The 794-nt window shown below is 69.0% G+C and carries 1 pseudogene; it reads right to left on the reverse strand.

Features of this window, described 5'->3' with window-relative positions:
- Window positions 1-794, reverse strand: a pseudogene (locus tag EN738_RS34740) (hypothetical protein); the annotation flags it as partial.

A 794-nucleotide genomic window follows, 5' to 3' on the forward strand; every position in this document is an offset into this window, starting at 1 on the left:
GCATCACCGCGCCGTTACCGTCATCGGCGCCGAAGCGCCGCTTGATCTTGCCGGTCACCGGCAGCGCGATCTGTCCCTGCAGCGCCGAGAACGGCGCTGCGGCCGTGAGCCGGTTGCCTTCCGGCACCGGCAGCGCGGCCAATTCCACCGGCGCCGGCGTCTTGCCGTCTCCTCCCGGAGCCTGGTCGCCATCGGCCGATTTGCGCTCGGCCGCCTTGGCCTGGTCCGTCGCCCTGCGCGCCTTGTCGGCCTCCAGCGAGGCGATCAGTTCCTTGAGGCTGCCCGCCCTGGCGGCCAGTACCTGTGAGCGCTGCTTCTCGGCGGCGATCTCCGTCTCGGTGTCGGCCTGAAGCTTCTGCTTGGCCTCGAGCAGCATGCTCAGCCGCTTCTTTTCCGCCGCCTGTTCGCCGACCGCCGTCGTCAGCCTGGCCCGCTCCGCCTCGATCGAGGTCGTCACCCGCGTCTGTTCCTTGAGGTCGGCGAGCAGCACCTCGGTTTGCTGGCGCAATTCCGGCACCACCGCGCCGAGCAGGATGGCGCTGCGCACCGACGACAGCGCGTCCTCCGGCTTGACCAGGATCGCCGGCGGCGGATTGAGCCCCATGCGCTGCAACGCGCCCAGCACTTCGGCCAGCACGTCGCGCCGCGCCGCCAGCGAGGCACGTATCTTCTGCTCTTCCGCTTTCAGGCCTTCCAGCTTGGCGCCGATGTCCTCGATGTCCTGGCCGAGCTTCTGCTCGGTCATCGCCGACTGGATCAACGCCGCGGTGATCGAGGCATGATCCTTCTTGACC

Source organism: Mesorhizobium sp. M4B.F.Ca.ET.017.02.2.1 (assembly GCF_003998955.1).
GTDB classification, from domain to species: domain Bacteria; phylum Pseudomonadota; class Alphaproteobacteria; order Rhizobiales; family Rhizobiaceae; genus Mesorhizobium; species Mesorhizobium abyssinicae.